The organism is Symbiopectobacterium sp. (genome assembly GCF_051710365.1).
In the GTDB taxonomy this organism is placed as follows: domain Bacteria; phylum Pseudomonadota; class Gammaproteobacteria; order Enterobacterales; family Enterobacteriaceae; genus Symbiopectobacterium.
Genome location: NZ_JBPETA010000167.1, coordinates 1 through 6,616 on the forward strand (window position 1 = coordinate 1; position 6,616 = coordinate 6,616).

At 51.2% G+C, this 6,616-nt stretch carries 6 protein-coding genes and 3 pseudogenes; 3 read left to right on the forward strand and 6 right to left on the reverse strand.

Annotated elements, in window-relative coordinates:
* Window positions 1–104 precede the first annotated feature (104 nt).
* The 6 genes and pseudogenes from ACTBDZ_RS13605 to ACTBDZ_RS13630 form a co-directional block, all read right to left on the reverse strand.
* On the reverse strand, window positions 105–662 hold the full coding sequence (locus tag ACTBDZ_RS13605) for a DUF4131 domain-containing protein (RefSeq protein ID WP_438815719.1): 558 nt from the start codon (window positions 660–662) through the stop codon (window positions 105–107).
* 393 nt (window positions 663–1,055) lie between these two features.
* Complete coding sequence (locus tag ACTBDZ_RS13610) at window positions 1,056–1,397, reverse strand: DUF496 family protein (protein WP_438815720.1); 342 nt, start codon at window positions 1,395–1,397, stop codon at window positions 1,056–1,058.
* A gap of 152 nt (window positions 1,398–1,549) precedes the next feature.
* Window positions 1,550–2,308: an iron ABC transporter ATP-binding protein gene (locus ACTBDZ_RS13615; protein WP_438815721.1), complete on the reverse strand. Its 759-nt coding sequence runs from the start codon at window positions 2,306–2,308 to the stop codon at window positions 1,550–1,552.
* Entirely contained in the window at window positions 2,305–3,309 is a 1,005-nt protein-coding gene (locus ACTBDZ_RS13620) for an iron chelate uptake ABC transporter family permease subunit (protein ID WP_438815722.1), read from the reverse strand. The genes ACTBDZ_RS13615 and ACTBDZ_RS13620 overlap by 4 nt, the downstream gene beginning before the upstream one ends.
* Complete coding sequence (locus tag ACTBDZ_RS13625) at window positions 3,299–4,258, reverse strand: ABC transporter permease (RefSeq protein WP_438815723.1); 960 nt, start codon at window positions 4,256–4,258, stop codon at window positions 3,299–3,301. Before ACTBDZ_RS13625 ends, ACTBDZ_RS13620 begins: the two co-directional genes overlap by 11 nt.
* 21 nt (window positions 4,259–4,279) lie before the next feature.
* Window positions 4,280–5,219: pseudogene (locus tag ACTBDZ_RS13630) on the reverse strand (siderophore ABC transporter substrate-binding protein).
* Window positions 5,220–5,874: 655 nt separating this feature from the next.
* Between ACTBDZ_RS13630 and ACTBDZ_RS13635 the strand changes: the two are divergent.
* The 3 genes and pseudogenes from ACTBDZ_RS13635 to ACTBDZ_RS13645 form a co-directional block, all read left to right on the forward strand.
* Window positions 5,875–6,003: pseudogene (locus tag ACTBDZ_RS13635) on the forward strand (IS5/IS1182 family transposase); the annotation flags it as partial.
* Window positions 6,004–6,074: 71 nt separating this feature from the next.
* On the forward strand, window positions 6,075–6,233 hold the full coding sequence (locus tag ACTBDZ_RS13640) for a DUF5993 family protein (protein ID WP_438815724.1): 159 nt from the start codon (window positions 6,075–6,077) through the stop codon (window positions 6,231–6,233).
* Window positions 6,234–6,244: 11 nt separating this feature from the next.
* Window positions 6,245–6,496: pseudogene (locus ACTBDZ_RS13645) on the forward strand (disulfide bond formation protein B); the annotation flags it as partial.
* Window positions 6,497–6,616: the final 120 nt, after the last annotated feature.

Below are 6,616 nucleotides of genomic sequence, written 5' to 3' on the forward strand. Positions count from 1 at the left end.
GTATCGGTGCTATGCTCGACATCGCTCAGTCCGGTTGATGATTTGGGATCTTTATCGATTGATCAGATCGCTCAACTCGGACTGAGTTCCCTTCAGGTGATCTACTATTCGGAACAGTTATTTAGCGTAATCGGCGTAGCGTGCAACACGCGCGCCGACGCCAACTGTCGCTTGGCAATCCCCCAGCGTTGCCGGTCAAATCCCCCCTGATTTAACCGACTATGCAACGGACAAAAGCGGGCGCGAATCAACCAACGCTGCCCACCGCACCATGCCTCCATCGCATTTGGCAACGTGAGCGTGGCGTAAAACACCGGAAAAATCCATCGGCCTTGCAGCTTCTCAACCTGAACCAGAATCTGTTGATCCTGATGACCGGAGATGCGCATCTCAACGATCTTCACCTCAGCGCTCAGTGTGTTGCCATCAATGTCGGTCATTGTCATTAGCATGGAACGGGCATCAAGCAGCGCGAGCGCCAAACAGAGAAAGGAGAGACTCAACACGCGTACTATTTTGGGGCGGCAGGTTGCCAGCAGCAGCGTCGATATCATCAACACAGTGACTGAGGCCCAGCGCGGTGGTATCTGCGACAACCACAGCAGAGGCAGTGTTCCCGCAATAACAGCACATGACGCCAGGCTAAACGACATTTTCGCCATCGCTGCCCCCTTAAGTATTCAGCAGCCCGCAGAGTGACCGGAACAGCCCTATGCCACAGCGTTGCAGCGGGATTCGCACAGGATGACGCCAATTTTCATGATGGCGCAAGATGGGTGAAACGCGATCGCAATTGTCAGCGAGGCAGGGACAACGCGCTAAGCATCATGCAGGAGCCCAAAACGCAGCCATAAAAAAGGCCGCACAGGCGGCCTCAGACTGATGAAGAAGTCACTTCCCCCCTCGTCATCCTCGGCGGAAGCCGGGGATATCTGCAAGAGTAAACGTGTTTCTTTTGCAAGAGATTCCCGCCTTCGCGGGAATGACGGTGAGCATTGTGCTATTTGTCAGCAACATCAGGCCGCACAGGCGGCCTGATGAAAAAGGATGTACGCTTACGCCTCTTTGCCCGGCACGGCGCACTTCATTTCGCCCATCTCTTTCAGTTTCTTCGAGAGATCGCGACGCTCTTTCGACAGATCGGCATTCTTGATGATGTATTCATCCACGCGATCTTCATAGTCACCGCGCATGGTGGCAATAATGCCCTGCACATCTTCAATACTCATGCCCGGTTTCAGGTATTCGCTCAGGTTATCCAGCAGCAGCACACGCTTCTGGTTATCACGGATTTTCTTCTCGTTATCGACAATTTCACGTTGCAATTTGTTCTTGCGACGGAAAATTCGCACAAACTCGAGCACATCCTGGATACAGGGCTTGGTCGCCTTATCCATTGTTATCCTCTCACGTGAATCAGTTAACTTTGAGATCAACGGTGTGTTGACCGTCACTCCACTCACGATACAGGGGAGTGACTATGCTCGACAAGTCGGTTTTTCAGTTACGCCGCCTGCCGCCCCTTCAAAGGGGTAAATCGGTGACAATATCAACGATAATAGACGGCAATACGTTGATTGCGTACCTGTTCAATCTCCACCTGGGTATCAAAAATGGATTCCAGCACCGAGGAGACCATCACTTCTTCCGGCTTGCCGTTGTAAACAATTTGCCCTTTGCGCATCGCAATAATGTAATCCGAGTAGGCAGACGCAAAATTGATATCATGAATGACCAATACGATGGTTTTTCCCAGCTCATCCGCTGCGCGACGAATCTGTTTCATCATCGCTACCGCATGTTTCATATCGAGATTGTTCAACGGCTCATCCAGCAGCACGTATTCGGTATCCTGGCACAATACCATCGCCACATAAGCGCGCTGGCGCTGACCGCCGGACAGTTCGTCCAGGAAACGATCTTTAAACTCGGTGAGATTGAGGAAAGACAGTGCATCGGCAATGCGAGTGCGATCGTAAGCATTCAATCGCCCTTTCGTATAGGGATAGCGACCAAAACCAACCAACTCTTCAACGGTGAGGCGGCTGGTGAAACGGTTTTCCTGACGCAACACCGAGAGGCAGGTCGCCATCTGCTCACCGGGCGTGGTGGCAATATCCATCCCATTGACGGTAACGCGACCGCTGTCCGCCACCAGTAAGCGGCTTATGACCGATAATAGGGTGGATTTCCCTGCCCCGTTAGGCCCAATGATTGACGTTACGCCACCCCGAGATATGGTGGCGGTAATGTCATTCAGCACCACTTGATCGTAATAGGCCTTGGTTAGATGCTCGATCTCAATCACACGGCAACCTTTTTCAATAACAACAAGATAAACAGTGTCCCACCGATAAATTCAATCACGACGGACAACGCTCCCGCCATGTTCAGCAGGTGCTCCAGGATCAGCTGCCCGCCGACCAGGGATATCACCCCAAGCAGAAATGCCGTGGGCAACAAAATGCGATGCTGGCTGGAGCCAGCCACCAGATAAGCCAGATTGGCCACCATAAAGCCCAGAAAAGTGAGCGGGCCGACCAGCGCAGTAGAAACCGCCACCAGTACCGACACCAGCAGCAGAATCAGGGTGACGCTGCGGTTGAAGTTGATGCCCAGATTCACCGCGCTGTTACGCCCCAACGCCAGCACATCCAGCTCGAAACGCCGCCGCCAGATAACGATGGCAACCATCACCACGATCAGCGCGGTCAACGCGATCAGCTCCGGCACTGCGCGGGTAAAGGTGGCAAACATGCGTCCTTGCAATACGGCAAACTCCGTGGACGTCAGTAGACGCTGCATCAGGCTCGAAGCGCTACGAAACAGCGTGCCGCAGATAATGCCGACCAGCAACACCAGATGCAGGTTGTCGCGCCGCCCCAGAAACAGCCAGCGATAAAGCACCGCAGAGAACATCACCAGCAGTAGCGCTTCACACAGAAATTTGCCGCTGACGCCCACCCAGGGAATGCCCTTGGCCCCAAACAAAAAGATGATCAGCGTTTGAATCAGCACAAACAGGTTTTCGAAACCCATAATGGAGGGCGTGAGGATGCGGTTGTTAGTCACCGTTTGAAACAGCAGCGTGGAGGTGCTGGCGGCAAATGCCACCAGCAGCATGGTGGCTAACGTCAGGCCACGATGCACCAGAATGTACTGCAAATTGCTGCCGAGCTTGATGGTCATAAAAATAACGATCGTCGTCAGCGCCAACGCGCCGAGTAACCACAAGCGTTTCGCGGGCGTAGCGATAACGGCCATCAATCCGCTATCGCTGCGGGATAGTTTTACCTCGTTAACTGACATGGCGTTTTTGACTCAACAACAGGATAAGGAACACCACCGCACCAATGACGCCCAGAATGACACTCACCGGGATCTCAAACGGATAACGAATCACCCGCCCAATCACGTCGCACAGCAACACCAATCCCCCGCCAAGCAGGCACACCCAGGGAATGGTTTTACGCACATTGTCACCAAGCAGCATACTAATCAGGTTAGGCACGATCAGACCGAGAAAAGGCAGCGTACCGACCACCACCATCACCACCCCGCTGATGATGGCAATAATTGCCAGCCCGAGCAGCATCACTTGTCGATAGTTGAGACCGACGTTGACGGAAAACTCGCGCCCCATGCCCGCAACAGTGAAGCGATCTGCCGTCCAGCAGGCAATCAGCGTAAGAATACCCACCAGCCACAGCAGTTCGTAACGTCCTCGCAGCACGCCGGAGAAATCGCCTGATTCCCAGCCGCTCAGCGACTGCAACAGGTCAAAATGCATCGCAGCGAAGGTGGTTATCGCGCCGATCACAGCGCCCAACATAATACCTACCAGCGGCACCACCAGCGCCGATTTCAGCACGATGCGCCGCAACAGCAGCATAAACAGCACGGTGCCAGCCATGGCAAACAGACTGGCAACAGTCATTTTCACCAGCAGCGAGGCGGAGGGCATTAACACCATCACCACCAACAACCCCAGGCTGGCGGACTGTGTGGTCCCCGCCAGCGATGGCTCGACAAAGCGATTCTGCGTCAACAACTGCATGATCAAACCCGCCACGCTCATGGCACTGCCCGCCAACAGCAGCGCCAGCGTGCGCGGAACACGGCTGATCAAAAAGATATCGCGCATAATCGGATCGCGCCACACGGCATCCAGAGTCACCTGACCAGCACCGACGAACAGGCTGGCAACGATCATCCCCGCCAACAGGATAAATACGGCCGACAAATAGACAGGTTTCATGGCAAACATCGTGCTGTCAGATTACTTCTTGTCTAACGCTTTATTGACGTCATCAATCAGACGCGAATAGCTCTGCAAGCCACCCGCGATGTAGAGTGACGCGGAATCAAGATACACCACATGCTGGTTCTGCCACGCTTTGGTTTTCGTCACCAGCGGGTTATCCAACACTTGCTGAGCAGGCAAGCCGCCGGTGGTGCCGATAGCACTGTCACGGTCTAACACAAACAGCCATTCAGGATTGATGCTCAGCAACAGTTCAGCGGTAACCACGTTGCCATGGAGACCCGGATCGGGAAATTCAGTGGCCGTGGCGAACCCCAGTTCGTCAAACACAAAACCAAAGCGTGATTTCGGGCCATAGGCAGAAATCTTGCCGCCATTGACCATCAGTACCATGGCCGTACCAGCCTGCCCCGCTTTTTCACGGGTTTGCGCGACGCGTTGTTTGAAATCGTCGATCTTGGCTTTGACTTCTTCCTGTTTGCAGAAAATCTCGCCCAGTTGCTCAATGCGATGGATAAAGCTCGGCATAAATTGCTGCTCATCAACATCCAGAGAAATGGTCGGCGCAATACCGCTCAGTTTGTCATAGGCATCACGGGCGCCCGCCGGCAATAATCAAGTCCGGTTTGGCGCTGCTCAGCGCTTCATAATTGGGTTCAAACAGGGTGCCTGCATTCAGATATTCGCTGCCGGAGTACTTGGCCAGAAAAGGAGGAAGATGCGCGCTGCTTTGCGGCACACCGGCTACCGGGATCTGCAATGCATCCAGCGTATCCAGAATGGCAGGATCAAACACGACAACTTTTTTCGGATGCAGCGGTACCGTTGTTACCCCTTGGGCATGTTCAACACTCATGGTTGAACTGGCGGTAGAGGACGTCTCTGATTGATCGCACCCTGCTACTACCAGCAGAGAAGCTAAAAGCGTCGTTTTAATCGCACTGGAAAACCGCATCATCGTCTCCTTGTTAACTGCCTTCCTGCACTACGTGTTAGAAGGAATTTAATTATCATTCGCATTAAAGTGCGAAATTGTAACGAATGATGGTGTGAATGCATAGGGATTCCTGCCCCTTAGGAATTGATGCACATCAGGAAACCCGCACAGAATCTCATTTCAATGGTATTCTTGAGGCTTATCCGGACGAACGGCACACCCAAGGACAGTCGAGCGACAGTGAATATGGCCGATACCACACAACCCACGTTTTTCATCCATGAAAACAATACTATAGATTTAACCTACTGAATTACCTCACAGATAACAACCTAAAAAATTCAATGTGTACGCAAATGTGTACTCGCGCCATCCTTGGCATTCACACAGCTTAGTGGTGGGAATCTGTGAACGATTGGTTTCATTGATGGGTGAAAGCGCTCGACCTTATAGCCGAGCGGCGTGGGCTTTTGCTTAACTTTATCTTTAACAATTAATCAACAAAATATTTCCCATCAGGAATCCCTACCAAAATCAGAAAAATGGTACATTCTTTTCAGTGTCCTTACGACTTTGTTGAATAAATCGAACTTTTAGGTGATCATCTGCTCAGATCACTACCGTCATTTCAACATCTGCACCCCATGGCAAAGCAAAAGTTTAAAATAACCAACTGGTCAGCCTCTATCTGAGCCTGCGGGACTATGACGCGCAGGTGGGGGAAGCGATGGCGATGGCGATGGTCAAAGTACTTAACCGGATCACGCTATTAGGAATGCCGAACAGTATTCACATCACGTAACAATCGACCCGATGGGGCACAGTCGTTACAAGTTCTGATTTATTCAACAAAGCCATAAAGAGGAAGTTTTTATGTTCATGTTTTTGCCATTTTTGATTGCATTGGGTGTAGTCCTGGCTGCCATAACCGGAAAGGATAAAACCAGTTACATTCTGTGGGCTGCTTTATTGATCGCCACTGTTTTATCATTCATTCACCATGTAACTGATCCACTGAGCTTATCATTTTAAGGAGCTATACTATGAAAACCAAAACTCATCCAACGACGGTTGTCCACCTGGTTAATATTGTGGGACTTCTTGGAATATGCGTTTCTCTGGTTGTAGCTTTTTATTATCAACTCGTTATGCATGAATTGCCTTGTCCACTTTGCCTATTACAGCGGATTGGGCTCATCATAGCTGGTTTCGGTTTTTTATTTAACGTCTACTTTGGCCTACGAAACCTACATTATGGGATGGTGATTATTGGTAGTATCCTGACAGGAATTATGTGTATTAGTCGCGACTTGATCTGACACTGGACCTTGCAAGGTTGAGAGTTACCGGTTTTGATATGGGTGTCCAATCCTTATACAAAACACGAGGTAACTCTCATGATTCATACTAACAAT